Source organism: Pseudomonas sp. MCal1 (assembly GCF_026341415.1).
GTDB lineage: Bacteria > Pseudomonadota > Gammaproteobacteria > Pseudomonadales > Pseudomonadaceae > Aquipseudomonas.
Genome location: NZ_JAKUMP010000012.1, coordinates 1 through 25,269, shown reverse-complemented (window position 1 = coordinate 25,269; position 25,269 = coordinate 1). Strand labels below are relative to the sequence as shown.

General features: G+C 60.1%; 22 protein-coding genes. 10 read left to right on the top strand and 12 right to left on the bottom strand.

Annotation, left to right across the window (positions count from 1 at the left end; genetic code table 11):
- Positions 1 to 531 precede the first annotated feature (531 nt).
- The 3 genes from tssI (at position 532) to MKZ87_RS19995 (ending at position 5,035) form a co-directional block, all read left to right on the top strand.
- Positions 532 to 3,891 (top strand): type VI secretion system tip protein TssI/VgrG, encoded by a 3,360-nt coding sequence (gene tssI / locus MKZ87_RS20005; protein ID WP_085702302.1) that lies wholly within the window; start codon positions 532 to 534, stop codon positions 3,889 to 3,891.
- The gene (locus MKZ87_RS20000; protein WP_085702301.1) at positions 3,884 to 4,552 is read left to right on the top strand and encodes a DUF2931 family protein; all 669 of its coding nucleotides are present in this window, start codon (positions 3,884 to 3,886) and stop codon (positions 4,550 to 4,552) included. The genes tssI and MKZ87_RS20000 overlap by 8 nt, the downstream gene beginning before the upstream one ends.
- Positions 4,553 to 4,786: 234 nt before the next feature.
- Complete coding sequence (locus MKZ87_RS19995) at positions 4,787 to 5,035, top strand: hypothetical protein (RefSeq protein WP_227233940.1); 249 nt, start codon at positions 4,787 to 4,789, stop codon at positions 5,033 to 5,035.
- Positions 5,036 to 5,165: 130 nt separating this feature from the next.
- On the opposite strand, the gene MKZ87_RS19990 is transcribed toward MKZ87_RS19995, so the two are convergent.
- The 3 genes from MKZ87_RS19990 to MKZ87_RS19980 all read right to left on the bottom strand — a co-directional run bounded on the left by MKZ87_RS19990 (position 5,166) and on the right by MKZ87_RS19980 (position 6,969).
- A complete protein-coding gene (locus MKZ87_RS19990) occupies positions 5,166 to 5,441 on the bottom strand; it encodes an HU family DNA-binding protein (protein ID WP_003213368.1) in 276 nt (91 codons plus the stop codon).
- 190 nt (positions 5,442 to 5,631) lie between these two features.
- A complete protein-coding gene (locus MKZ87_RS19985) occupies positions 5,632 to 6,780 on the bottom strand; it encodes an NAD(P)/FAD-dependent oxidoreductase (RefSeq protein WP_085702300.1) in 1,149 nt (382 codons plus the stop codon).
- 21 nt (positions 6,781 to 6,801) lie between these two features.
- Entirely contained in the window at positions 6,802 to 6,969 is a 168-nt protein-coding gene (locus tag MKZ87_RS19980) for a rubredoxin (protein ID WP_085696775.1), read from the bottom strand.
- A gap of 199 nt (positions 6,970 to 7,168) precedes the next feature.
- Between MKZ87_RS19980 and MKZ87_RS19975 the strand changes: the two genes are divergently transcribed.
- Positions 7,169 to 7,720 (top strand): chorismate--pyruvate lyase family protein, encoded by a 552-nt coding sequence (locus tag MKZ87_RS19975; protein ID WP_085696773.1) that lies wholly within the window; start codon positions 7,169 to 7,171, stop codon positions 7,718 to 7,720.
- Positions 7,720 to 8,610 carry a 4-hydroxybenzoate octaprenyltransferase gene (gene ubiA, locus MKZ87_RS19970; protein WP_085702299.1) on the top strand — a complete coding sequence of 297 codons (891 nt, stop codon included), beginning with the start codon at positions 7,720 to 7,722 and terminating at the stop codon, positions 8,608 to 8,610. Before MKZ87_RS19975 ends, ubiA begins: the two co-directional genes overlap by 1 nt.
- A 47-nt stretch (positions 8,611 to 8,657) precedes the next feature.
- Here the strand turns inward: ubiA and MKZ87_RS19965 are convergent, their stop codons facing one another.
- Complete coding sequence (locus MKZ87_RS19965; protein ID WP_085702298.1) at positions 8,658 to 9,041, bottom strand: hypothetical protein; 384 nt, start codon at positions 9,039 to 9,041, stop codon at positions 8,658 to 8,660.
- 151 nt (positions 9,042 to 9,192) lie between these two features.
- Here MKZ87_RS19965 and phoB point away from each other — a divergent pair, with 151 nt between their 5' ends.
- From phoB to MKZ87_RS19950, 3 genes are all read left to right on the top strand, one after another.
- On the top strand, positions 9,193 to 9,882 hold the full coding sequence (gene phoB, locus MKZ87_RS19960; protein ID WP_003229608.1) for a phosphate regulon transcriptional regulator PhoB: 690 nt from the start codon (positions 9,193 to 9,195) through the stop codon (positions 9,880 to 9,882).
- A 74-nt stretch (positions 9,883 to 9,956) separates the two neighbouring features.
- Positions 9,957 to 11,243: a phosphate regulon sensor histidine kinase PhoR gene (gene phoR / locus MKZ87_RS19955; protein ID WP_234206561.1), complete on the top strand. Its 1,287-nt coding sequence runs from the start codon at positions 9,957 to 9,959 to the stop codon at positions 11,241 to 11,243.
- Between the two features lie 111 nt (positions 11,244 to 11,354).
- Positions 11,355 to 12,695 (top strand): hemolysin family protein, encoded by a 1,341-nt coding sequence (locus tag MKZ87_RS19950; RefSeq protein ID WP_007954342.1) that lies wholly within the window; start codon positions 11,355 to 11,357, stop codon positions 12,693 to 12,695.
- 6 nt (positions 12,696 to 12,701) lie between these two features.
- Here MKZ87_RS19950 and MKZ87_RS19945 read toward each other — a convergent pair whose 3' ends face one another.
- The 8 genes from MKZ87_RS19945 to MKZ87_RS19910 all read right to left on the bottom strand — a co-directional run bounded on the left by MKZ87_RS19945 (position 12,702) and on the right by MKZ87_RS19910 (position 23,415).
- A complete protein-coding gene (locus MKZ87_RS19945; protein WP_085696763.1) occupies positions 12,702 to 13,598 on the bottom strand; it encodes a peptidoglycan DD-metalloendopeptidase family protein in 897 nt (298 codons plus the stop codon).
- A 184-nt stretch (positions 13,599 to 13,782) separates the two neighbouring features.
- Positions 13,783 to 14,739, bottom strand: a complete 957-nt coding sequence (locus MKZ87_RS19940; RefSeq protein WP_085702297.1) for a response regulator — start codon at positions 14,737 to 14,739, stop codon at positions 13,783 to 13,785.
- 189 nt (positions 14,740 to 14,928) lie between these two features.
- Positions 14,929 to 15,690, bottom strand: coding sequence for a phosphate signaling complex protein PhoU (gene phoU, locus MKZ87_RS19935; protein ID WP_085696759.1), 762 nt, complete (start codon positions 15,688 to 15,690; stop codon positions 14,929 to 14,931).
- Between the two features lie 65 nt (positions 15,691 to 15,755).
- A complete protein-coding gene (pstB, locus tag MKZ87_RS19930) occupies positions 15,756 to 16,589 on the bottom strand; it encodes a phosphate ABC transporter ATP-binding protein PstB (RefSeq protein WP_085696757.1) in 834 nt (277 codons plus the stop codon).
- A gap of 143 nt (positions 16,590 to 16,732) precedes the next feature.
- A complete protein-coding gene (pstA, locus tag MKZ87_RS19925) occupies positions 16,733 to 18,403 on the bottom strand; it encodes a phosphate ABC transporter permease PstA (RefSeq protein WP_085696755.1) in 1,671 nt (556 codons plus the stop codon).
- Between the two features lie 15 nt (positions 18,404 to 18,418).
- Positions 18,419 to 20,452, bottom strand: a complete 2,034-nt coding sequence (locus tag MKZ87_RS19920) for an ABC transporter permease subunit (protein ID WP_170929696.1) — start codon at positions 20,450 to 20,452, stop codon at positions 18,419 to 18,421.
- Between the two features lie 424 nt (positions 20,453 to 20,876).
- Complete coding sequence (locus MKZ87_RS19915; RefSeq protein WP_085696751.1) at positions 20,877 to 21,878, bottom strand: phosphate ABC transporter substrate-binding protein PstS; 1,002 nt, start codon at positions 21,876 to 21,878, stop codon at positions 20,877 to 20,879.
- 238 nt (positions 21,879 to 22,116) lie between these two features.
- The gene (locus MKZ87_RS19910; RefSeq protein WP_085702296.1) at positions 22,117 to 23,415 is read right to left on the bottom strand and encodes an MFS transporter; all 1,299 of its coding nucleotides are present in this window, start codon (positions 23,413 to 23,415) and stop codon (positions 22,117 to 22,119) included.
- A 378-nt stretch (positions 23,416 to 23,793) separates the two neighbouring features.
- On the opposite strand from MKZ87_RS19910, the gene MKZ87_RS19905 reads away from it, so the two are divergent.
- Positions 23,794 to 24,198 (top strand): acyl-CoA thioesterase, encoded by a 405-nt coding sequence (locus MKZ87_RS19905; protein WP_085696748.1) that lies wholly within the window; start codon positions 23,794 to 23,796, stop codon positions 24,196 to 24,198.
- Between the two features lie 57 nt (positions 24,199 to 24,255).
- Positions 24,256 to 25,155 carry a D-hexose-6-phosphate mutarotase gene (locus MKZ87_RS19900; protein ID WP_085702295.1) on the top strand — a complete coding sequence of 300 codons (900 nt, stop codon included), beginning with the start codon at positions 24,256 to 24,258 and terminating at the stop codon, positions 25,153 to 25,155.
- Positions 25,156 to 25,269: the final 114 nt, after the last annotated feature.

The following is a 25,269-nucleotide window of genomic DNA, read 5'->3' as shown; positions in this document are numbered from 1 at the left end:
GTGTGTAGGAGATCCCCTATATGTCGCAGGGGTTTCCCTGATATCGGTTTATATTTCACATTTTCGACCTGCTGCCCCGTAAGCATTGATCTAGAGCGCCCAGTGAAAGCCAGCAACAGTAGTAGCACGCCCGTTCCATAAATACGGATGAAAGCATGACAAAAACGGAAAAAATTTGAAGTAGGACGATTCCGAAAATACACGCTCATCTATTAACAAATGACTGGCGACAGCAGCAAACAATAAAAGTGCCATCAAATTGATGGCAATTCATATGTTGAATATTGTTGGAATACCTGCACAGACAGGACTATCGCAGGGTTTCCTTATCACCTTGAATCACTTTCCCACAGGCATTTCCCACAACCCTGGCGCTGTTTTACAACGCGGAATGTTCCGACTTAAACCAGGGACTCTTCTTACATAAATTTGTTTCACGCCTTGTTAGCGTGCCGGGCAATGTTCGCGTGCGCTGACCAGGGAGGGTTTCGACATCACGCCAAATTTCCCTCTCTGCTTAAGGACAAGCGTATGTCTGGAGCTGTCAGTTCTGCGCGCTTTACGCTGCAGATTCCCACCGTTCGCAACGACTTCAAGGTGTTGGCTTTCGAGGGTTCCGAGGCCGTCAACACGCTTTATGCCATCAAGGTAGAACTCGTCTGCGAGGTTCAGGATTTCGACATGGAACCTTTGCTTGGTCAGCCGGCGTTCCTGCGCTTCGGACTGGATGGCGAAGGTATTCACGGGTGCATCGAGGATGTACAGGCAGGCGAGTCTGGAAAGCGCCTGTCGCACTATGGCCTGACACTGGTTCCAGTCCTCCACTATTTGCAGTTCAGTCACGATCAACAGATTTTCCAGAACCAGACTGTCCCGCAAATCATCACCCAAGTGCTCAAACGTCACGGCATCCTTGCCGATGCGTTCAGGTTCCATGTCCAGACCTTGCCACCACGCGCGTACTGCAGCCAGTACGGTGAAAGCGATTTCGAGTTCATCCAGCGCCTGTGCGCCGAAGACGGCATCACATGGCATCACCAGCATTCTGTGGAGAGGCATTTGCTGGTGTTCACCGATGACACGGTGTTCCTGCCGACATTGCACGCAACAACCTACCGGCACGACAGCGCGATGGTGGCGGAGCACCCGATGGTCCACCGGTTTTCCTGGCATGCCCGAACACGTACCAGCCGCGTCACCCGTCGGGACTACGACCTGAAGCGCCCGCACCTGTTGCTTGAAACCCGCTTTGTCGCCGATTTCACCCCCGAACTTGAGGACTATCGCTACCCGCTGGCGATCGAGAACGAAAAGCGCGGCAAACAACTTGCCCGTCAGGCCCTGGAACGCCATCGCTCCGATTATGAAACGGCCGAGGGTCAGAGCAACCAGCCAACCCTGCGCTGTGGCCACCTGTTCGAATTGACTGAACATCCCCGCAAGCAATGCAACGGGATGTGGCAATTACTCGAAGTCACGCACACCGGGCGACAACCTCAAGTTCTGGAGGAACACGCCACAAACGAAACCACTACTGCAGACGGTTTTACCCAGGGGTATCGCAACAGCTTCCGCGCCATACCTGCCGAAGTGGTTTTCCGCCCTCCACTGCCTGCGCGCCGGCCACCGTTGGTGAGCCAGACGGCTCGGGTAACCGGGCCAAAAGGTGAAGAGATCTACTGCGATGAGTTCGGTCGCGTAAAGATCGAATTCCACTGGGACCGGGCCGAGCTGAACTGCGAACGCAGCAGTTGTTGGGTACGAGTGTCGTCGAACTGGGCCGGAAACGGTTTTGGCGCAATGACCCTTCCCCGTGTCGGAATGGAAGTCGTGGTGACCTTTCTGGAGGGCGACCCCGATCAGCCACTGATTACCGGTTGCGTGATCAACAAACTCACGCCCGCGCCTTACAGATTGCCCGAGCACAAGACCCGCACCGTGCTGCGCAGTCGCAGCTCACCCGACACCGGCGGCTACAACGAACTGACGCTAGAAGACCGTGCCGGCCAGGAACTGGTTTACCTGCGCGCCCAGCGCGACATGGAGCGGCAGATCCTCCATGACAGTCGACTGGAGGTCGGACGCGATCGACAAGAAAGCATCCAGGGCAGCAGCCAGACATCTGTCGGCAAGGTCATTGCCGTCGAGGCAGGACAGCACGTGCAGATCAAGGCCGGTGCCAATGTGGTGCTGGATGCGGGCGCCAGCATCACGCTGAAAGCGGGCGGTCATCACATCGTGATCGACGAGGGCGGGATCTTCAGCAGTACCGAGATTGTGATGGGCGGCGAGGTATCCAGGGATGGATCTGCCAAGCGTTTTGTGTCGCAGGCCACGGGTGATCCGGCAGCAAGACAGACGACAGCCTCGCGACCCTCCCCAGAGGAAAGCGAGCTCGAAGAAGAGGAAGAAGAAGTCGAGCTGGAGGATGAAACGCCTGCCGGGATTACGTTGCGGATTGGCGTGTTTTTCGATGGAACGGGAAACAACAAGGCCAACAGCGAAACGGTCGCGGCTTGCTATGCGCCAGATGCCAATCTGGCGGAGGCGGCCGAAGAGATTCAGAAGCACTGCGCCACTTATGGCTATGACGGAAATGGCAACTCGCCGGATAACAGTTATGGCAATGATGTGAGCAACATTGTGCGTTTGCATGAGCTGTATACAGACCATGCCTTCGAGGTATTGCCGGAGAAAACGAAACAGGCGTCCTTGCGCGTATACATCGAAGGCATTGGTACGACAGCTGATGGAGGCGATTCACTTTACGCCCAGGCAACCGGACGAGGCGAAACGGGTGTCCTGGCTCGTGTGGAGCAGAGCCCTGAAAAAATCATGGAGCAAATTCGATCACTGATTGATAGCAACCCCAACGCGCTAATAGAAAAAATCGAGTTCGATATTTTCGGTTTCAGTCGAGGCGCCGCCGCTGCACGGCACTTCGCAAACGAAGTGCTCAAAGGCAAACGCAGCATTCTCGCAAAGGCGTTGCCAGCGGGCTCTCCTTTCTTAGTCAGTAGCTTTGACTGGGATTCACAATCCAGTATCGGCATCAATTTCATTGGTCTGTTTGATACCGTCGCGGCAATCGCCAATCCATGGTTGCTCGATTTCACAGGTGCAAACAGCAGAAATCCGGGGCTGAACTTAAAGTTGCCGGATGGTTGCGCCAGCAAAGTGGTGCACCTGGTGGCCCGTGATGAACATCGCGAGAACTTTGCCCTTAACAGCCTGGGTGAGATTGATCTGGTTTTGCCCGGCGTCCATTCGGATCTGGGAGGTGGTTATCTGCCCAGAGCCAGGGAGAAGCTTCTGTTGAGCAGCCCGGTCACCAGCACCATCAGCCGAAGCCACGAAGCGACTCGTAGCGCAGCCTATGTCGCTGCCGAAAAGGAGGCGTTTGCCTGGTATACGAAAGGCGTCATCGAAGATGACGCTCCAGGCAATCAACTGCGGGTTGCACTCTGGGAAACCCCTGTAATTCAACGATTGGAAAGGGGCCGATCCACACCGGATCCCCAGAAGCGGGTTTATGCTGCGGCCATGATTGAGCGCCCGGTACACGGTGAGTTGTCGTTGGTGTATTTACGCATCATGCGTGAGCTGGGGGTCAGACATGGTGTGCCATTTGAAGCGATTGACGAAAACGATTCAAAACTTTCGCTACCTGAGGAACTGATCCCGATCCACACCAAGCTTGAGGCTTATGCGCTTGGAAATTCATCCGTTGAGGGACTGACCATCCAAGAACGGGCTTTGTTACGCAGCCGCTATATCCACCTATCTGCGCACTGGAACGCAGCCAAAGATTTCAACAACAGCGACTGGAGCGTTGTTTTTATCAACCGCCCAACAAAGAACAAACAACGAGTGGTGCACCCCCATGAATAAATTCACTCGGCCCGTCAAAAAACACACGGGGTTCGTCTTCGGATTGCTGTTGGTGCTTTGCACTCAAAGTCATGCACAACCGATCACCAAACGGCCCTGGTACCTCGGCTTCGGAGCACCCGCCTACATGGAGGTCTGGATTGAAACGGCCGACGTGGTGGATATCCGTGAACGTGTGTTCAAACGCGCCGGAGCCGGGATTGCCTCGGTGAACACCCCCGCCGACAACAAGGGCAAGCCCGCAGGCTGGCCTGACAGCCCCGGCAGCGGCGCCGGACGTGACGTCACCGGTGCCGATCTTCCCCGCTTGATCTATGTGCGATGGCAATCACTGGCTGAGCCTCAAACCTATGAGGCCTACATTGTGATTCCCGAATCTGCGCAGGAAATCATGCGCAAGCCGGAAAAGGCGTACTGCAGACTGGATGGTAAATGGATCACGGATTACCGCGACCGCGTAACTATTGGCTTGGCGCCCGGGGGAATTGCCAAGGTGTGGCTGAGGGGACCGTGCTTGAGGTCAGTCGAAATTACCCGAGTCGAAGGAACTATCAATCCCAAAGGTCCCTATGACGGTAAATCCGGAGGTAAACATCGACCTCTCAAAGACGTATCCAAAACCTACATCGAAAAATACGGCATCCCCTTCGGGAGCTGGTAAGGCATCACAAACACCCTCCAGTCACTTGTCATGTGCAATCGCTGCACGAAGGATTCCGTAATCAATAAAGGGAGCGTTAAAAGCATCATGAGCGGTAGACACAATAAACAATCAATATCGGGGATTGGATGCGCTCTGGTTGTCATGCTGACGCTCACAACCAGCACCTCTGTTCGAGCGGAAGGCTGCGTTGGTATTGGATGCCTGGTGAACGGTGGCCCCCTGGAGTTCTCAATGCTGACGGGTATCGGCTTGCTTCTCACAGTGGCGGGACCGTTCATTTCAACTTCGGAGGCCAGTGCAAACAAATCCTCGAAACATTACACCCAGGCCCTGATAGACGATGCAGCCACACATCTGGCGACGGAGGGCGAATACGAAAGCCCCATACTCGAGTCCGAGTGGCGTAAATACCTGAAATCTTATGGACACCAGCCAAGCAAGAACGAGTTCGCCAGAATGGTGCTGGCCACCTACGGGTAACCGGCCAAGACAAATGCCATTACGATCTGCCAAGTCCGGTTCGGCTGGTCAACAGCCAACAAAAATGGGCATCCGACCGCAATCGAGATGCCCATTTTTTATTCCGCTCCCCCGCTACGCGGGCTGTGGATTACGGATTGACGCTGTCTTTCAACGATTTGCCTGGCTTGAACGCAACGGTGTTGCTGGCCTTGATCTTTACCGGTTCACCGGTTTGCGGGTTTTTACCGGTGCGGGCACCGCGGTGGCGTTGCAGGAAGGTGCCGAAGCCCACCAGCGTGACGCTGTCCTTGCGGTGCAGGGCGCCGGTGATTTCTTCGAGAACGGCGTTGAGAACGCGGTTGGCCTGCTCTTTGGTCAGATCTGCTTTTTCAGCGATTGCAGCGGCGAGTTCTGGTTTACGCATTAGTGAAGCCCCTTTGACGGTTTTTTGTTGTTATGTCCGTGCTGTTCTCGTTGGAACAGCGCCCAAGGCGCCGCAGGCTCTACTCTGCGGCAGACGGGAGTGAGGATGGCACGCGGTTAAGGGCGGCGCCAGTCTCCACGCGACCTTTGTGGGGGCAAAAGCGGGGTGATTCCGACAGAACGACCGGTATTTACGCCAGTAAGGCCGGAAGCTGTTTGTTCAGCGCGAGTTTTTCCATCACTGCCGCACCGGTCAGGGCATAACCGAGCAATTGCCCTTCGGCGTCGTGGCACAGCACCTTGATGTCGGCGCCCTGCCCTTCGACCGTCCAGGCACCCTCGCGGCCCCGTGGTGGCGGCGAAACCACCAGCGGGCAAACCGGCGTTTTCACGGTGATCGGCATCGGCCCGTAATTCACCACGGTCGGGTTTCCGGCCAGAGTCTGTGCCAGCGCTCGCGCACAACTCATGAGGGGCATGACGTACAGAAGATTCAGCCCGTCGACCTCGGCGCAGTCGCCCAGGGCGTAAATATTGGCGTGAGAGGTCTGCAAATGACGGTCGACTACCACGCCGCGATTGGTCTGGATACCGGCAGCCGCCGCCAGATCGATCCGTGGACGCAGGCCGATAGCCGAGACCACCACATCGCAAGGGATGACCTGGCCGTCGGACAGGTGCGCTTCCAGCCCATCAGCCACTTTTTGCAGACGGGTCAGCACCGGGCCGAGGTGAAAACGCGCACCGAGACTTTCCAGCCCGGCCTGCACCGCAGCCGCCGCAGCGGGGTGCAGCAGGGTCGGCATCACCTGTTCGCACGGTGCAACCAGTTGCACCTCGTAGCCGCCCAGAATCAGGTCATTGGCGAACTCGCAGCCGATCAGCCCGGCGCCGAGCAGCAACACCCGACGCTTGCCTGCCGCCGCCTCGCGAAAACGTGCGTAGTCTTCGAGATCGTTGATCGGGAACACCAGATCCCCGCCATCGCCTTCGATCGGCACCCGCACGGTTTCGGCGCCCCAGGCAAGGATCAGGTCGCGATAGCTCACCGCTTCCTCGCCGATCCACAGCCGCTTGTGGCCAGGGTCGATGCCGCTGATGCGGGTGTGGGTGCGGATTTCGGCCTTCAATTGCTCGGCCATGGCGCCCGGTTCGGCCATGCTCAGGCCATCGGCGTCCTTGTTCTTGCCAAAACCGGTGGACAGCATCGGCTTGGAGTAGGAACGACCGTCATCGGCAGTAATCAGCAGCAACGGGGTTTCGCCATCGAGTTTGCGAAACTCGCGGGCCAGGTTGTAACCCGCAAGCCCGGTGCCAACGATTACGACAGGTGCGCTCATGCCCTACTCCTCAATGTTTTCTCAGTTGATTTCGATCATTTCGAAGTCCATCTTGCCGACGCCGCAGTCCGGGCACAGCCAGTCTTCCGGCACGTCCTGCCACAGGGTGCCCGGCGCAATACCGTCATCCGGCCAGCCTTTGGCTTCGTCATAGATCAGGCCGCAGACCACACATTGCCACTTTTTCATTCAGGTACTTCCTCAGGGTTCAGGCTTTATCCGGCGCGGACGGTCGATGGTGCCGCGCTGCCGTCCGGCTCAGGGCGTTTTGTACTGATCGGGCCGGGCAGATGCAAGCCTGTTCGGCGCAGCGGCGACCCGGATCACTCAAACTCGCGGCTCGCCATGGTAAGCTCGCCGCCTCATTTGCTGCCAATAATGACTCATTGTGCAACACACAAACGACCCGCTGTGGCGCCCGCAAAGCGAACTGACACCCCTCCCCGACACATCCACGCTCGACTGGCTGTTCGACGAAGGTTCCCTGACCCGCCGGCTGACGCGCCTGTCCGATGACGGCTTCAGCATAACGCCGCTGTTCGAGGGCTGGCAGACCCTGCGTGACGACGAATGCGCGGCGCTGGATCTGGCCGAAGGCAGTGAAGGCTGGGTGCGCGAGGTTTATCTGCGCGGGCATGGCGAGGCCTGGGTGTTCGCCCGCAGCGTGGCGTCACGCAGTGCCTTGCAGGGCGACGGCTTGCACATGGATGAACTGGGCAGCCGTTCGCTGGGCGAACTGCTGTTCTGCGATCACGCCTTCCAGCGCCGCGCCATCGAAGTCTGCCATTACCCGGAACACTGGCTGCCCGAAGGTTCCCGGGCTGCCGGCCTGTGGGGCCGCCGTTCGCGCTTCGACCGTGGCGCCTTGAGCGTACTGGTGGCGGAGATTTTCCTGCCTGCGCTGTGGGAAGCCGTCCGCGCCCGTCCGGAGAACTGCTGATGTACCAAAGCCTGCTCAAATCCCTGAATCGCTTGAACCCGCGCGCCTGGGACTTCATCCAGCTGACCCGGATGGACAAGCCGATCGGCATTTATCTGCTGCTGTGGCCGACGCTCTGGGCCCTGTGGATTGCCGGTAAAGGCTCGCCATCGCTGGCCAATATCGTGATTTTCGTCCTCGGCGTTGTATTGACCCGCGCCGGTGGCTGCGTGATCAACGACTGGGCCGACCGCAAGGTCGACGGCCACGTCAAACGCACTGCGCAGCGACCTATCGCTGCCGGCAAGATCAGCTCGAAAGAAGCGCTGGTGTTCTTCGCGCTGCTGATGGGCGTGAGTTTCCTGCTGGTGCTGTGCACCAACGCCGCGACAATCTGGCTGTCGCTGGGTGGTCTGGCGTTGGCGTTCACTTATCCGTTCATGAAGCGCTACACCTATTACCCGCAGGTGGTGCTGGGCGCGGCGTTCTCCTGGGGGATGCCGATGGCGTTCACCGCCGAGACCGGTGAGTTGCCGGCCACAGCCTGGCTGCTATGGATTGCCAACCTGCTGTGGACGGTGGGCTATGACACTTATTACGCGATGACCGACCGCGACGATGACCTGAAGATCGGCGTGAAATCCACGGCGATCCTGTTCGGCGATGCCGACCGGGTGATCATCCTGACCTTGCAGGCATTGTCACTGGGCTGTCTGCTGCTGGCGGGGTCGAAGTTCGAGCTGGGGATCTGGTTCCACCTCGGCCTGCTGGTGGCTGCCGGGTGCTACGCCTGGGAGTTCTGGTACACCCGCGACCGGGACCGGATGCGTTGCTTCAAGGCGTTCCTGCACAACCACTGGGCCGGGCTGGCGATTTTCGTCGGGATCGTGCTGGATTACGCGTTGCGCTGATCCACAGAACCTGTGGGAGCAAGCCCGCTCCCACAGGGGAGTTGCGTTTATTTGTGCTCGTGCACCACGTGCCACACGTCCTTCATGCCATCGCCCTTCATTTCTCCGGGCTTCTCATCCTTCACGAACGTATACAGCGGCTTGCCGTCGTAGGCGTACTGCATCATGCCGTCATCGCGCTTGATCACCGTCCATTTGCCTTCGGCCTTGGCGCCTGCGGGAGCCATCATCGGCGGCCAGTTCTTGGCGCAATCGCCGTTGCACATCGACTTGCCGCCACTGTCCTTGTCGAACGTGTAAAGCGTCATGCCCTTGTGGTCGACCATCATTCCGTCCTTCATCATGGCCGGCTCGGCCGCCATCGCCAGTCCAGGCAGAGTCAGGGCGGCAGCCATCAGCAAAGCCTTAAAGGAAGCAGTCAATTGAGTCATGGAAACCTTCTTTTGTGGTTGTCAGGATTCGGACTTAGAGCTTAGTTCAGGATTTGCACAATCGCCGCCGGACTAAAATACTGTCACACGACTGCAATAATTCCGTTATCTAATGCGGCGCAAGACAGTTAAATGACAAGAGGATTAAGGCATGGTTGGCAGGAGCATTCTGATCGTCGACGACGAAGCGCCCATTCGCGAAATGATCGCCGTTGCGTTGGAAATGGCCGGCTATGACTGCCTCGAGGCAGAGAACTCGCAGCAGGCGCACGCCATCATCGTCGATCGCAAGCCGGACCTGATTCTGCTCGACTGGATGCTGCCGGGCACCTCCGGCATCGAGCTGGCCCGCCGCCTCAAGCGTGACGAGCTGACCGGTGACATTCCGATCATCATGCTCACCGCCAAAGGTGAAGAGGACAACAAGATCCAGGGCCTGGAAGTCGGCGCCGACGACTACATCACCAAACCGTTTTCCCCACGCGAACTGGTGGCGCGCCTGAAGGCCGTGCTGCGTCGCGCCGGCCCGACCGATGGCGAAGCGCCAATCGAGGTCGGCGGCCTGCTGCTCGATCCGATCAGCCACCGCGTGACCATCGACGGCCGTCCGGCCGAGATGGGCCCGACCGAATACCGTCTGCTGCAATTCTTCATGACCCATCAGGAACGCGCCTACACCCGCGGCCAGTTGCTGGACCAGGTCTGGGGCGGCAACGTCTATGTTGAAGAGCGCACCGTCGACGTGCACATCCGGCGCCTGCGCAAGGCCCTCGGCGACGCCTACGAAAACCTGGTACAAACCGTGCGCGGCACCGGCTACCGGTTCTCCACCAAAGCCTGAGCCGAGCGCCAGCCCCGCAGACAAGGACCGCATTTTCCGTGAACCAAAACTGGCATGGCACCCTGATTCGCCACATGCTGTTGCTGGTCACCGGCTGCCTGGTAATCGGCCTGATCACCGGCTACTACGGCTGGAGTCTGGCAGCGGGCCTGGGCCTGTACCTGGCCTGGACGCTCAAACAACTGCTGCGCCTGCACGAATGGCTGCGCCTGCACCAACCCGATGAAGCACCGCCCGACGGTTACGGCCTGTGGGGCGAGGTGTTCGACAGCATCTACCATCTGCAACGCCGCGACCAACGGGTACGCGGACGCCTGCAAGCGGTGATCGACCGCGTTCAGGAGTCCACCGCCGCGCTGAAAGACGCGGTGATCATGCTCGACAGCGACGGCAATCTGGAATGGTGGAACCGCGCCGCCGAGACCTTGCTCGGCCTCAAGACCCCACAAGACAGCGGTCAACCCGTGACCAACCTGGTTCGTCATCCGCGCTTCAAGGAATACTTCGAGCAGGAAAGCTACGCCGAGCCGCTGGAAATCCCCTCGCCGACCAATGATCGCGTGCGCATTCAGATGTACCTCACGCGCTACGGCAACAACGAACACCTGATGCTGGTGCGCGACGTCACACGCATCCATCAGCTGGAACAGATGCGCAAGGACTTCATCGCCAACGTCTCCCATGAGCTGCGCACGCCGCTGACGGTGATCTGCGGCTACCTGGAAACCCTGCTCGACAACGTCGAGGAAGTGAACCCGCGCTGGAGCCGCGCGCTGCAGCAGATGCAACAACAGGGCGGCCGCATGCAAACCCTGCTCAACGACCTGCTGCTGCTGGCCAAGCTGGAAGCCACCGATTACCCGTCGGACAATCAGCCGGTGCACATCGACACTTTGCTGCAGTCGATCAAGAGCGACGCGCAGCAGTTGTCCGGCTCAAAGAATCAGCACATCACCCTGGAAGCCGACACCCGCATTCTGCTCAAGGGCAGCGAGGCGGAACTGCGCAGTGCGTTCTCCAACCTGGTGTTCAACGCCGTCAAATACACGCCGGCCGAAGGCAATATCCGCATTCGCTGGTGGGGCGACGATCAAGGCGCACACCTCAGCGTGCAGGATTCCGGGATCGGCATCGACAGCAAACACCTGCCGCGCCTGACCGAACGCTTTTACCGCGTCGACTCCAGCCGCAACTCCAACACCGGCGGCACGGGCCTGGGTCTGGCCATCGTCAAACACGTACTGCTGCGCCATCGCGCACGGATGGAGATCAGCAGCGTGCCCGGTCACGGGAGCACGTTTACCTGCCATTTCGCTCCGGCCCAGATCGCTCAGGCACGGGTCATCAGCGCCGCTGAGTAATGCCGGACTAGGCAATCGCCAGGTCAGCCGCTACATTGGCTGACTTGCGCCTGCCTTTTCAGGTGCGGATTTTTCTTTCTTCGAATCACACGGAACCCGCAAAACTCCATCATGGACCCTTCCCCTGGCTTGTCCCTCGCAACAATATTCGCCGATTTCGGCATGATTCTTTTCGCTCTGATCCTGGTTCTGCTCAACGGCTTCTTCGTTGCGGCGGAATTCGCCATGGTCAAACTGCGCTCGACCCGGGTCGAAGCGATCGCCGAGCAGCACGGCTGGCGCGGGCACATCCTGCGCACGGTGCACAGTCAGCTCGATGCTTACCTCTCGGCGTGCCAGCTCGGTATCACCCTCGCCTCCCTCGGCCTGGGCTGGGTCGGTGAGCCGGCGTTTGCGCACATTCTCGAGCCGCTGCTGAGCGCGGTCGGCGTGCAGTCGGCCGAAGTCGTCAAAGGCATCTCGTTCTTCACCGCGTTCTTCATCATTTCCTACCTGCACATCGTGGTCGGCGAGCTCGCACCCAAATCCTGGGCGATCCGCAAACCCGAGCTGCTGTCGCTGTGGACTGCGGTGCCGCTGTACCTGTTCTACTGGGCCATGTACCCGGCGATCTACCTGCTCAACGCCAGCGCCAACACCATCCTGCGCATCGCGGGGCAAGGTGAGCCCGGCCCGCACCACGAGCACCATTACAGCCGTGAAGAACTGAAACTGATCCTGCACTCCAGCCGTGGCCAGGACCCGAGCGACCAGGGCATGCGCGTACTGGCCTCGGCGGTGGAAATGGGCGAACTGGAAGTGGTCGACTGGGCCAACTCCCGGGAAGACCTGATTACGCTCGAATTCAACGCGCCGCTGAAAGAAATCCTGGCGATGTTCCGTCGCCACAAGTTCAGTCGTTACCCGGTGTACGACAGCGAGCGCAAGGAATTCGTCGGCCTGCTGCACATCAAGGACCTGCTGCTGGAACTGGCGGCGCTGGATCACATTCCCGAGTCGTTCAACCTCGCCGAGCTGACCCGCCCGCTGGAGCGCGTGTCGCGGCACATGCCGCTGTCGCAGCTGCTGGAGCAGTTCCGCAAGGGCGGCTCGCACTTCGCCGTGGTGGAAGAAGCCGACGGCAACATCATCGGCTACCTGACCATGGAAGACGTGCTGGAAGTGCTGGTCGGCGACATTCAGGACGAACACCGCAAGGCCGAGCGCGGCATCCTCGCCTACCAGCCGGGCAAGTTGCTGGTACGAGGCGATACGCCGTTGTTCAAGGTCGAGCGCCTGCTGGGGATCGACCTGGACCACATCGAAGCCGAAACCCTCGCCGGGCTGATCTACGAAACCCTGAAACGGGTGCCGGAAGAGGAAGAAGTGCTGGAAGTCGAAGGCCTGCGGATCATCATCAAGAAGATGAAAGGTCCGAAGATCATTCTGGCCAAGGTACTGATGCTCGACTGACGGGGTTTACTGCTTGCCCAACGCAAAGTTGGGCAACGCCCCCAGCGGCTGGTTGAACTGATACGGAATCGACACCAGCCCCATCCCGGTATTGCGCTGCACCACAAAGTGCAGGTGCGGACCGCTGCTGTTGCCGGTGTTGCCGGACAGCGCCAGCGGACTGCCCACCGTCACCCGCTGACCTTCCCGCACACTCACCGATCCTTGCTTGAGATGCAGGTACACGCCCATCGTGCCGTCGTCGTGCAATATCCGCACGAAGTTGCCGGACGGATCGGTGCCGCGCCCGTTCTGGGAATTCTCGGTCTTCACCACCACCCCGGCTCGCGCGGCGATGATCGGCGTGCCGACCGGCATAGCGATGTCCATCGCGTATTTGTTCTTCGGCCCGAAATGGCTGTAGTCGCCATTGGCGCCCTGACTCAGACGAAACGGCCCGCCCCGCCACGGAAACGGATAGCGATAGCCCTGAGCCGCGCCAGCGGGGTCACCGAGGGAATACTGGAACATCGGCGTGTACACCAGCGGCTTGCCACCGGACACCGCCGTCAGCAGCGCCAGCCGCGTATTGCTGCGCGCCGGCAGCACCCGGCGGATCGTTTGCGCCGGCGCGCCACGCACGTTGCTCAACCCGGTAAACGCCAGCGCAACCTCGACCGGCGCATACAGGTCGTTGCGCACGAACACCACGTCCGCGCCCTTCTGCTTCTTGATGTCGAGATAGACCTGGCGCTCAAGGCGCTCGACCATCCGGTCCTGAAACACGAACACCTGGGAGCCTTTGCTCGGACGGTCGCTGTACGAAACCACTCCGTTGGCATCGGTGGACTTGTAGATCGTCATGGCCACAGTCGAGGTGGAGGCCATGAACAGACCACAGAAAAACAGCAGGCGCAGGGGCATGGGCAAAAGTTCTGTCGAGTAAGGCCTGGGAATGAGCCTAGCAGCTGAAGCAGACCAGGCTAGTCGACAGATGTTTCAAATTGGCGTGAATGATCGTCCCCACGCTTTGCGTGGGGGGACGCGGAGCATCCCTTGAGGCATTCCCACGCGGAGCGTGGGAACGATCAATGTCAGGCGACGAAGATTACGCGCCTGGAACGAAGTGCTTCTGCGCCGTGCCGCGGGCGATCAGGCGGGAGATGTAGTCGAGCTTCTGCGCGTCCTGGTCGACGAAGCGGAAGGTCAGTTGCAACCAGTCGCTGTCGGGTTTCGGCTCGTGGGCGACGACGGCGTGCAGGTAGCCGTTGAGGCGGGCGATTTCGGCGTTGTCGCCCTGCTCAAGGTCCAGCACGGCGCTGTCGAGGACCTGAGGCAGGTTGTCGGTGCGTTTCACCACCAGCAGCGCTTCCTTGATGCTCAGGGCCTTGATCACGCATTGCTGGGTGCCGCTCGGCAGGCGCAGTTGGCCCTGACCGCGACCACCGGCCGGAGCGCTGGAGGCTGCCGGGGCTTTCACTGGCGGGCTGTTGAGCAGACCGCGCTGTGGCGCGGCGGCAGGTGCCGGGGCCGCAGCGGCAGGCTTGGCAAACGGGTTGGCCGCAGCAGCAGTCGGTGCGGAACCGGCTACGGCAGCCTTGCCGCCGGTCAAGGCGCTCAGGGAGTCGTTGCCGAATGCCGAGTTCATCTTGGTCGGAGCGCTGTTCATCAGGGTGTCAAGCTTGCCGACCTTGTTCAGGGCCTGCTTGACCTTGGTCAGCAGTTGCTCGTTGGTGAACGGCTTGCTGACGTATCCGGTGACGCCGGCCTGGATCGCCTGCACAACGTTTTCCTTGTCGCCCCGGCTGGTGACCATGATGAACGGCATGGTCTTGAGGTTGTCCTGCTCACGGCACCAGGTCAGCAGTTCGAGGCCGGACATTTCCGGCATTTCCCAGTCGCACAGCACCAGGTCGAAGGCTTCCTTGGCCAGCATGGCCTGAGCCTTCTTGCCGTTGATGGCGTCCTCGGCGCGGATCCCCGGGAAGTAATTACGCAGGCACTTTTTCACCAGGTCACGAATGAACGATGCATCGTCCACGACCAACACACTGATCTTGCTCATCCAACACCCCTATTAAAATCCCGGCAAGCATAACGCTGGCTGATGGCACATTGCCAAAACTCTTCAGTCACGCCGGGACTTTTCGTTCGCGGGTGCTGCTTTTTAATTCGCTCTTCAACTCGGATCCGCTTTCTGAAAGCAGAAACAAAAACGCCCGGCCAAAGGGCCGGGCGCTTTTCTCAGGCAATCTTACTTATCGTCAGCATCGTCCGGAACATTAGCGGTTTCGCCACTTGTCCCTTCAACTTCTTCCTTCATGCGCTTGAGGCCCATGTGGCGCACGTCGGTGCCGCGCACCAGGTAAATCACCAGCTCCGAGATGTTGCGCGCATGGTCGCCGATCCGCTCCAGCGAACGCAGTACCCAGATAATGCTCAAGACCCGCGAGATAGAGCGCGGGTCTTCCATCATGTAGGTCGCCAGTTCGCGCAGGGCGGTCTTGTATTCGCGGTCGATGATCTTGTCGTACTGCGCCACCGACAACGCCAAGTCGGCGTCGAAACGGGCAAAGGCGTCCAGCGCATCACGCACCATGTTGCGCACCTGGTCGCCGATGTGGCGCACCTCGACGTAACCGCGTGGCGCTTCACCCTCTTCGCACAGCTGAATCGCGCGGCGGGCGATCTTGGTCGCTTCGTCGCCGATGCGCTCCAGGTCGATCACCGACTTGGAGATGCTGATGATCAGACGCAGGTCGGACGCCGCCGGCTGACGACGGGCCAGGATGCGCAGGCATTCTTCGTCGATGTTGCGTTCCATCTGGTTGATCTGGTCGTCGATCTCGCGCACTTGCTGGGCCAGGCCCGAGTCAGCCTCGATCAGCGCGGTGACCGCGTCGTTGACCTGCTTCTCGACCAGCCCGCCCATGGCCAGCAGGTGGCTGCGCACTTCTTCCAGTTCGGCGTTGAACTGCGCGGAAATGTGATGGGTAAGGCCTTCTTTACTAATCATGTTGGCGTCCTTGGAGCGTCCGGTAAGGTGCGAGCGTCAATTCAGTGAGCGACAACCAGTGTCTGCTAGCCGTAACGACCGGTGATGTAGTCTTCGGTCTGCTTCTTGGCCGGATTGGTGAACAGGGTATCGGTGTCGCCGAATTCCACCAGTTTGCCCATGTACATGAATGCCGTGTAGTCGGACACCCGCGCTGCCTGTTGCATGTTGTGGGTCACGATGACGATGGTGAACTTGGATTTGAGCTCGTAGATCAGCTCTTCGACTTTCAGGGTCGAGATAGGGTCGAGTGCCGAGCACGGTTCGTCGAGCAGCAGCACTTCCGGTTCCACCGCGATGGTACGGGCGATCACCAGACGCTGTTGCTGACCACCGGACAGGCCGAGGGCCGAGTCATGCAGACGGTCTTTCACTTCGTCCCACAGGGCCGCGCCCTTGAGTGCCCACTCGACGGCTTCATCGAGGATGCGCTTCTTGTTGATGCCCTGGATGCGCAGACCGTAGACCACGTTTTCGTAGATGGTCTTGGGGAACGGGTTCGGCTTCTGGAACACCATGCCGACCCGGCGACGCAGCTCGGCCACGTCTTCGCCCTTGCGGTAAATGTTGTTGCCGTACAGGTTGATCGCGCCTTCGACGCGGCAGCCGTCCACCAGGTCGTTCATGCGGTTGAAGGTACGCAGCAGCGTGGACTTGCCGCAGCCGGACGGGCCGATGAAGGCGGTCACGCGCTGTTTCGGGATGTTCATGCTGACGTCATACAGCGCTTGTTTGTCGCCGTAGAACAGGCTCAGGCCCGGCACTTCGATGGCCACGGTTTCCTGCTCGAGGTTCAGGCTCTGCTTGTCGCGGCCCAGGGCAGACATGTTGATGCCGTGGGTATGTGTTTCGTGCTGCATGGGAGATCCCCTGTGCTAACAAATTCGGTTCGTTTTTTGTGGGAGCCAGCCTGCTGGCGATTCAGGCAACGCGGTGTCTCTGTGAATCCGCGGTGATGCCTTCGCGAGCAAGCTCGCTCCCACATAGAAATCAGTGCTGCAAATCAGCTGTCCAGCGCCTTGTACTTCTCGCGCAGGTGGTTACGAATCCACACTGCCGACAGGTTGAGCACGGCAATCACCAGCACCAGCAGCAACGCGGTGGCGTACACCAGCGGTCGTGCGGCTTCGACGTTCGGGCTCTGGAAGCCGACGTCGTAGATGTGGAAGCCCAGGTGCATGATCTTCTGGTCCAGGTGCAGGTACGGGTAGTTGCCGTCCACCGGCAGCGACGGCGCCAGTTTCACCACACCCACCAGCATCAGCGGCGCCACTTCACCCGCGGCACGGGCCACGGCGAGGATCATGCCGGTCATCATGGCCGGGCTGGCCATTGGCAGAACGATCTTCCACAGGGTTTCAGCCTTGGTCGCGCCGAGAGCCAGCGAGCCCTCGCGCACGGTCCGCGGGATCCGCGCCAGACCTTCTTCAGTGGCCACGATCACCACCGGCACCGCCAGCAGTGCCAGGGTCAGCGACGCCCAGAGCAGGCCCGGCGTACCGAAGGTCGGTGCCGGCAGCGCTTCCGGGAAGAACAGACGGTCGAGCGAACCGCCCAGCACGTAGACGAAGAAGCCCAGACCGAATACGCCGTAAACAATCGCCGGAACACCCGCCAGGTTGTTCACCGCAATCCGGATAACCCGGGTCAGGGTGTTCTGCTTGGCGTATTCACGCAGGTAAACCGCCGCCAGCACGCCGAACGGGGTCACGATCATCGCCATGATCAAAGTCATCATCACGGTGCCGAAGATCGCCGGGAAAATCCCGCCTTCGGTATTCGCTTCACGGGGGTCGTCGGAGAGGAATTCCCAGACCTTGTTGAAGTAGAAACCGATCTTGGTCATCGTGCCCATGGCGTTCGGCTGGTAGGCGTGAACCACTTTGCCCAGGCCGATTTCGACTTCCTTGCCGTTGGCATCGCGAGCGGTCAAAGCGTCGCGGTTGAACTGTGCGTGCAGATCGGTCAGACGGGCTTCGACGTCCTGATAGCGGGCGTTCAGCTCGGCACGTTCGGCGTCCATGTCCGCTTGCGCGGTGGCGTCGAGTTTACCTTCCAGTTCCAGTTTGCGACCGTGCAGACGGATGCGCTCGAGGCCGGCGTTGATCGCGCCGATGTCGGTTTTTTCCAGCGACTTGAGCTGCGCGGCGAGGCCATTCACGCGGTTGATCCGCGCTTGCAGCTCAGGCCAGGCCGCTTCACCTTCGGCGATCACCTTGCCGTCCTGCTTGACGTTGACCAGGTAGCCGTAGAAGTTGCCCCACTCACGGCGCTCCAGCGCCATCAGCTCCGGCGGGTTCGTCTGGTTGGTCAGCCACTCGCCGACGATCCAGGTGAAGTCGTTGCCGTTCAGGTCACGGTTGCCAACCTTGATCAACTCGCGGGTCATGAATTCCGGACCTTCGTCAGGCACCGGCAGGCCGGCGCTCTTCAGACGGGCGCGCGGCACTTCTTCTTTCTGCACCACTTCGCCCACGACCAGATGCTGGCCCTGGCCGGGTACGTCATAGCTGGCGTGGATCAGATCCGCCGGCCAGAAGTGACCCAGACCGCGCACGGCGATCACCGCCAGCAGGCCAATGGTCATGATGACCGCGATGGACACCGCGCCACCGCTGATCCAGACGCCGGGGGCGCCGCTCTTGAACCATCCTTTCAGGGAGTTCTGTTTCACAGACTTCTACCTTTCTTAAAGCGACGAGTATTTCTTGCGCAGACGCTGACGAATCAGTTCCGCGAGGGTGTTCATGATGAAGGTGAACAGCAGCAGCACCAGCGCCGAGAGGAACAGCACGCGGTAGTGGCTGCCGCCGACTTCCGACTCCGGCATTTCCACCGCCACGTTGGCGGCCAGGGTGCGCAGGCCTTCGAACAGGTTCATTTCCATGACCGGGGTGTTGCCGGTGGCCATCAGCACGATCATGGTTTCGCCGACCGCACGGCCCATGCCGATCATCAGCGCCGAGAAGATGCCCGGGCTGGCGGTCAGGATCACCACGCGAGTCATGGTCTGCCACGGCGTGGCACCGAGGGCGAGCGAGCCCAGGGTCAAGCCGCGCGGGACGCTGAACACGGCGTCTTCGGCGATCGAGTAGATGTTCGGGATCACCGCGAAACCCATGGCCAGACCGACCACCAGTGCGTTGCGCTGGTCGTAGGTGATGCCCAGGTCGTGGGAGATCCACAGGCGCATGTCACCGCCGAAGAACCAGTTCTCCATGAACGGGCTCATGTACAGCGACAGCCAGCCCACGAACAGGATCACCGGGATCAGCAGCGCACTTTCCCAGCCGTCCGGGACTTTCAGGCGGATCGATTCAGGCAGGCGGCTGAAGGTGAACCCGGCGAGCAGAATGCCGATCGGCAGCAGCATCAGCAGGCTGAAGATGCCCGGCAGGTGCCCTTCCACATACGGTGCGAGGAACAGACCGGCGAAGAAGCCGAGGATCACCGTCGGCATCGCTTCCATCAGCTCAATCACCGGCTTGACCTTGCGGCGCATGCCCGGGGCCATGAAGTACGCGGTGTAGATCGCAGCGGCGACGGCCAGCGGAGCAGCCAGCAGCATCGCGTAGAACGCGGCTTTCAGGGTGCCGAAAGTCAGTGGCGACAGGCTCAGTTTCGGCTCGAAATCGGTGTTGGCCGCAGTCGATTGCCAGACGTATTTAGGCTCGTCGTAGTTCTCGTACCAGACCTTGCTCCACAGCGCGCTCCACGACACTTCCGGGTGCGGGTTGTCGAGCAGCAGCGGTTGCAGCTTGCCGCCGGCTTCGACGATCACGCGGTTGGCCCGTGGCGACAGACCGAACAGGCCCTGGCCTTCGACCACCTGATCGACCAGCAGGGTGCGATGCGCGGTGCTGTGGAACACGCCGAGCTTGCCGCTGGCGTCCAGGGCCAGGAAGCCTTTGCGACGCTCCTCAGCGGTAATTTCAACGATCGGCGTGGTGCCCATCTGGAAGGTGCGGATCTGCTTCAGGCGCAGCTCGCCATCGGTGTCGCGAGCCATGAACCACTGGGCCAGGCCACCCTTGGAATCGCCGACGATCAGCGAGATGCCACCCACCAGCTGGGTGGCGGCAGTGACTTCGGCTTCGCCGTTTTCCAGCAATTTGTAGCGACCGTTGAGGCTCTTGTCGCGCAGGCTGAACACGTCGGCCTGGGCACGCCCGTTGACCACGTACAGCCACTGCTGGCGCGGGTCGACGAAGATGTTTTTCACAGGCTCGGTCATCTGCGGCAGATCGATACGCTTCTGCTCGTTGGTGACTTCGCCGGTCATCATGTTTTCTTCGCTGGTCAGCGACAACACATTGAGTTGCGAACCGGTGGAGCCGACCAGCATCAGGGTCGAGTCGGTGGCGTTGAGGCTGACGTGCTCCAGTGCACCGCCGCTCTCGTTCAGCGCAATCGGCGCTTCGCCGTACGGGAACTCGATCGCCGGGGTGATGGTTTTCTTGCCTTCCGGGTAGCTGACTTTATAGGTGTGACGGAACACCAGCGCCTGACCGTTGGACAGGCCCACGGCCACCAGCGGATGGCCCGGCTGGTCTTCGCCGATGGAGGTCACACTGGTGCCTGCCGGCAAAGGCAGATCGACGCGCTTCAATTCAGCGCCACTGTCGATGTCGAAGAACAGCGCCTGGCCCTTGTCGGAAACGCGCATGGCCACCTGATTCTGCTCTTCGAGCGAAATCATCAGCGGCTTGCCGGCGTCCTGCATCCAGGCCGGGGTGATTGCATCTTTCGCGGTCAGGTCAGCACCTTTGAACAACGGCGCAACCACATAGGCGAGGAAGAAGAAGATCAGGGTGATGGCTGCCAGCACCGCCAGACCGCCGACGAGGACGTACCAGCGAGTGAAGCGATCCTTGAGCGCGCGAATGCGGCGCTTGCGTTGCAACTCAGGCGTATTGAAGTCAATGCGCTTGGGAGGGTTCGTAGTCATTTTGGAATTGGCCAGATCATTCATGCGCACACCCTAGCGATCCTGTATGACAGAAAGATGACAATGCAGTGACGCACCAAATCCGCCGCCAGCAGGGCACTGGCAGTGGATAGAAGAATTCGGGGAGTGTGGGGGCCGGGCCGCTTGCGGGCCGGGCCCCACACATGAGTCAGGCGGGGTTCACCCCTGACTCAGTTTGTTACTTTTTTGCGACTTCAGCGCCGCCTTCCTTCAGACCCAGGTCAGCCAGTGCTTTTGCAGCAACTTTGGCTGGCAGTGGGATGTAGCCGTCTTTCACGACCACTTCCTGACCCTGTTTCGACAGAACCAGTTTCACGAACTCGGCTTCCAGCGGGGCCAGAGGCTTGTTCGGGGCTTTGTTGACGTATACGTACAGGAAACGCGACAGCGGGTACTTGCCGTTCAGGGCGTTTTCTTCGCTGTCTTCGATGAAGTCAGTGCTGCCTTTCTTCGACAGAGCAACGGTTTTCACGCTGGCGGTCTTGTAGCCGATGCCCGAGTAACCGATGCCGTTCAGCGAGGAGCTGATCGACTGCACAACCGAAGCCGAGCCTGGCTGTTCGTTGACGTTAGGCTTGTAGTCGCCTTTGCACAGGGCTTCTTCCTTGAAGTAGCCGTAAGTGCCGGATACCGAGTTGCGACCGAACAGTTGAACCGGCTTGTTGGCCAGGTCGCCGGTCACGCCCAGGTCACCCCAGGTTTTCACGTCGGTCTTGGCGCCGCACAGACGGGTGGACGAGAAGATCGCGTCAACCTGTTCCATGGTCAGGTGCTGGATCGGGTTGTCCTTGTGCACGAATACAGCCAGGGCGTCCACGGCAACCGGGATAGCGGTTGGCTTGTAGCCGTATTTCTGCTCGAAGGCCGCCAGTTCGGTGTCCTTCATCTTGCGGCTCATCGGGCCCAGGTTGGAGGTGCCTTCAGTCAGCGCAGGTGGCGCAGTGGCGGAGCCTGCGGCCTGAATCTGGATGTTTACGTTCGGGTATTCTTTTTTGTAGTTCTCAGCCCAGAGGGTCATGAGGTTGGCCAGGGTATCGGAGCCGACGCTGGACAGGTTGCCCGACACACCAGTGGTCTTGGTGTAGCTCGGGATAGCAGGGTCAACAGCGGCAACCGCGTTGGCAGTCGCAACGCCAGCAGCGACAAAAGTCATTGCCGCCATCAAACGCTTCAGTTTCATGCCTTACTCCTAGCAGATAGGGTGTGTTAAGTCGGGGCCAAGTATCAGCAGGCCGTGTGAACACTCTATGGCTGAAATATGACAATTGGATGAAAGGCCAGCATGTCGTGACAGATCGTTCCCACGCTCTGCGTGGGAACGCCGCCATGGACGCTCCGCGTCCGCTTCAAGACGTGACGCGGAGCGTCACGGGATGCATTCCCACGCAGAGCGTGGGAACGATCAGCGTGAGGGGAATTTAGCGACCTTTGCTCCACAACCACGCGCCGACCAGGATCCCCATCCCGCACAGCACCGCTACATAGTAGGCAGGCCCCATCGCGCTTTCTTTCAGCAGCAGGCTGACGACCATCGGGGTCAGGCCGCCGAAGATCGCGTAAGCGACGTTATAAGAAAAGGACAGACCACTGAAGCGCACGACCGGCGGGAACGCTTTCACCATCACATACGGCACCGCGCCGATGGTGCCGACCAGCAGTCCGGTCAGCGCATACAGCGGGAACAGCCAGTCCGGGTGATCGACGAGGCTGTGATAGAAGGTCCAGGAGCTGGCCAGCAGCGCCGTGCAACCGACCACGAATACGCGTCCGGCACCGAAGCGATCCGCCAGTGCGCCGGAAATGATGCAGCCAAAGCTCAAGAAGACGATGGCAAGGCTGTTGGATTGCAGCGCGGTGGTCGGCGAAAAGTGATAGACCGTTTGCAGCACGGTCGGGGTCATCAGGATCACCACGACGATCCCGGCGGACAGCAGCCAGGTCAGCAGCATCGACACGGCGATGGCCCCGCGATGGTCACGCAGCACTGCACGCAGCGGCACTTCTTCGGCCAGCGCCTTGCGCTGTTGCAGTTCGGCGAACACCGGAGTTTCATGCAGCCAGCGACGCAGGTAGACCGAGAACAGGCCGAACACGCCACCCAACAGGAACGGGATCCGCCAGGCGTAATCCGAAACTTCCGTTGGCGTATAGATGCCGTTGATCGCAGTGGCGACCAGCGAGCCGAGCAGGATGCCAGCGGTCAGGCCGCTGGTCAGGGTGCCGCAGGCATAGCCGATGTGCTTGCCGGGTACGTGTTCGGAAACGAAGACCCACGCCCCCGGAACCTCACCGCCAATCGCAGCGCCCTGGATCACCCGCATCAACAGCAACAGGATCGGCGCCCACAGGCCGATCTGCGCGTAGGTCGGCAGCAGGCCCATGATCAGGGTCGGCACGGCCATCATGAAAATGCTCAGGGTGAACATCTTCTTGCGCCCCAGCAGGTCGCCGAAGTGCGCCATCACGATCCCGCCCAGCGGCCGCGCGAGGTAACCGGCGGCGAAGATGCCGAAGGTCTGCATCAGGCGCAGCCACTCGGGCATGTCGGCCGGGAAGAACAATTTGCCGACCACGGTGGCAAAGAACACAAAGATGATGAAATCGTAAAACTCCAGCGCGCCCCCCAGGGCCGATAGCGACAGAGTCTTGTAGTCATTGCGGGTCAACGGTCGTGCGGGTTGGTCGGGCTGCGCGAGGCTCGAGGGCGCTGTGGTCATGGCAAGGTCTTCTCTTATAGTCGGATCTGCCGCCACAACAACGCTGGCTGTGGCTCGGGCAGGTTCGGCACCATAGCAAATTGTTCGAAAAAGCACATAGAGACGCGTATTTGCCGGTCGAAATGAGAACCGGACGGTCGTCGCGGAGTCTACCGACCGATATACTCGCAACCTTGCTCCGGTTTGTAAGGGGTTGCTGTGCGAAAACGCCGTTGGCCCGACCCTTGCTCGGGATTAGCCGGTTTCGCAGAGTTTCTCCTTAGGCGCCTGATGGAAAACGTGACGAACGTAGTATGTTCGGTGCTGAATCGTTTTTCCCGAAGACGGCTACCACCAGCAATACCCAACGAAGAGTCACGGGTCAGAGGCACCCCAGGCATGATAGAGCTCGAACAAGAAGATCCGATCCCGCAAGGCGACCTGGCCCTGCAAATCACCGCACTTCCCCGCGAAACCAACGGCTTCGGCGATATTTTCGGCGGCTGGCTGGTGGCGCAGATGGACCTGGCAGGCACTGCCATGGCCAGCCGCGTCGCCGGTGGCCGTGTCGCAACCGTCGCCATCGACCGCATGGCTTTTCTGGTGCCGGTGGCTGTCGGCGCGCAATTGTCCTTTTATACCCAGACCCTGGAAATCGGCCGCAGCTCGATCCAGATGATGGTCGAGGTGTGGAGCGACGACCCGCTGTCCAGCGAGTGGCGTAAAGTGACCGAAGCCGTGTTCGTGTTCGTTGCCATCGATGGCAGCGGTCGCACCCGTTCGGTTCCGCCGCGCGCCTGTTAAACCTCGCGGCCGTTTCACGGTCGATAGTCGTCCAAGTTGCTGATCGAGAGTTGCCCCATGAACACGCCCAACGTTGAAGCCGTGAAACTGGATGAACTGAACTGCTGGCGCATCCGCCACGGTCAGGCCGAAGTGCTGGTGGCCCAGCAAGGCGCGCACATCCTCAGTTATCAGGTAGACGGCCAGCCGCCACTGATCTGGCTGAACGACAAGGCCGTGTTCAAGACCGGCAAGAGCATCCGCGCCGGCGTGCCGGTGTGCTGGCCGTGGTTCGGCATCTTCGCCCGCAACCCGCAGAGCGTGCAGGCGATGCGCACGAGCGAAGAACCGGCCGGGGCCCACGGATTTGTCCGGGCGATGGATTGGGAACTGGGCGGCATCGAAGCCGAAGGCGAAAGCCTGAAAGTGGAATTCAAGCTGCCTTACCCCGAGGGCGGTTTTGCGGAATGGCCGCATCAGGTCGACCTGACCCTGACCCTGCGCCTCGACGATCAGTTGCACATCAGCCTGACCAGCCACAACCGTGGCACCGACACCGTCAGCATCAGTCAGGCGCTGCACAGCTATTTTGCGGTCAGCGATGTGCGCAACGTGCGCGTCGAAGGCGTGGATGGCCTGGACTACATCGAGACCCTGGATGACTGGAAGACTCACACCCAGCAAGGCGATCTGCGTTTCGCCGCAGAAACCGACCGCATCTACCTCGACGCCCCACCGCAATTGAGCATCATCGACCCAGCCTGGGAACGACGCATCGTGCTGAACACCACCGGCTCACGCACGGCGGTGATCTGGAACCCGTGGATCGACCGCGCCGCCGCGCTCAGCGACATGGATAACGACGGCTGGCAACGCATGCTGTGCATCGAGACGGCGAACGTGATGAACGATGTGATGAACCTGGCGCCGGATGCCAGCCACACCCTGGGTGTGAGCGTCGGCAGCCAGCCCCTCTGAAAACAAAAATCGCAGCCCTGGGGCTGCGATTTTTTTTGGTTCTTCACGGAATCTCGGGAAACACACAAACAAGAACGCCGATTTGATTGATGATGTTCGTGCGAGCAAACACAT

Coding starts and splice junctions, on each gene's coding strand:
- ubiA (WP_085702299.1), top strand. CDS start 7,720: ATGTACCAAAGCCTGCTCAAATCCCTGAATCGCTTGAACCCGCGCGCC.
- MKZ87_RS19980 (WP_085696775.1), bottom strand. CDS start 6,969: ATGAAAAAGTGGCAATGTGTGGTCTGCGGCCTGATCTATGACGAAGCC.
- MKZ87_RS19905 (WP_085696748.1), top strand. CDS start 23,794: ATGATAGAGCTCGAACAAGAAGATCCGATCCCGCAAGGCGACCTGGCC.
- MKZ87_RS20000 (WP_085702301.1), top strand. CDS start 3,884: ATGAATAAATTCACTCGGCCCGTCAAAAAACACACGGGGTTCGTCTTC.
- MKZ87_RS19920 (WP_170929696.1), bottom strand. CDS start 20,452: ATGCAGGACGCCGGCAAGCCGCTGATGATTTCGCTCGAAGAGCAGAAT.
- phoU (WP_085696759.1), bottom strand. CDS start 15,690: ATGATTAGTAAAGAAGGCCTTACCCATCACATTTCCGCGCAGTTCAAC.
- phoR (WP_234206561.1), top strand. CDS start 9,957: ATGCTGTTGCTGGTCACCGGCTGCCTGGTAATCGGCCTGATCACCGGC.
- MKZ87_RS19985 (WP_085702300.1), bottom strand. CDS start 6,780: ATGAGCGCACCTGTCGTAATCGTTGGCACCGGGCTTGCGGGTTACAAC.
- MKZ87_RS19900 (WP_085702295.1), top strand. CDS start 24,256: ATGAACACGCCCAACGTTGAAGCCGTGAAACTGGATGAACTGAACTGC.
- MKZ87_RS19995 (WP_227233940.1), top strand. CDS start 4,787: ATGCTGACGGGTATCGGCTTGCTTCTCACAGTGGCGGGACCGTTCATT.
- phoB (WP_003229608.1), top strand. CDS start 9,193: ATGGTTGGCAGGAGCATTCTGATCGTCGACGACGAAGCGCCCATTCGC.
- MKZ87_RS19990 (WP_003213368.1), bottom strand. CDS start 5,441: ATGCGTAAACCAGAACTCGCCGCTGCAATCGCTGAAAAAGCAGATCTG.
- MKZ87_RS19915 (WP_085696751.1), bottom strand. CDS start 21,878: ATGAAACTGAAGCGTTTGATGGCGGCAATGACTTTTGTCGCTGCTGGC.
- MKZ87_RS19945 (WP_085696763.1), bottom strand. CDS start 13,598: ATGCCCCTGCGCCTGCTGTTTTTCTGTGGTCTGTTCATGGCCTCCACC.
- MKZ87_RS19940 (WP_085702297.1), bottom strand. CDS start 14,739: ATGAGCAAGATCAGTGTGTTGGTCGTGGACGATGCATCGTTCATTCGT.
- MKZ87_RS19965 (WP_085702298.1), bottom strand. CDS start 9,041: ATGACTCAATTGACTGCTTCCTTTAAGGCTTTGCTGATGGCTGCCGCC.
- MKZ87_RS19910 (WP_085702296.1), bottom strand. CDS start 23,415: ATGACCACAGCGCCCTCGAGCCTCGCGCAGCCCGACCAACCCGCACGA.
- MKZ87_RS19950 (WP_007954342.1), top strand. CDS start 11,355: ATGGACCCTTCCCCTGGCTTGTCCCTCGCAACAATATTCGCCGATTTC.
- tssI (WP_085702302.1), top strand. CDS start 532: ATGTCTGGAGCTGTCAGTTCTGCGCGCTTTACGCTGCAGATTCCCACC.
- pstB (WP_085696757.1), bottom strand. CDS start 16,589: ATGCAGCACGAAACACATACCCACGGCATCAACATGTCTGCCCTGGGC.